The 243-nt window shown below is 43.6% G+C and carries 1 pseudogene; it reads right to left on the reverse strand.

Features of this window, described 5'->3' with window-relative positions:
- Positions 1-243, reverse strand: a pseudogene (locus tag P5674_RS26395) (recombinase); the annotation flags it as partial.

The raw sequence follows: 243 nt of genomic DNA on the forward strand, positions 1-243 counted from the left end.
TAGGGAACAGCCTGAAATATATTCCTTTAGTAGCCTCGTAAGATGATAGGTCACTAACAATATCGCGAGAACGCGGTCTTCCTGTGTTGCGGTTGCAACCCGCAAAATACTCATCCTCTAGTTGTTGGAATATTTCCCGATAGGTTATCAGATTATCCTCAATCTGGTTCTTTCCTAAGATAGTCGCATCGTACCAATCCCAAAATTCACTAGCGCTAGTGATAGTCCCTAGGGCTTCTGATG

It is taken from the genome of Limnospira sp. PMC 289.06, from assembly GCF_032350395.1.
In the GTDB taxonomy this organism is placed as follows: domain Bacteria; phylum Cyanobacteriota; class Cyanobacteriia; order Cyanobacteriales; family Microcoleaceae; genus Limnospira; species Limnospira platensis.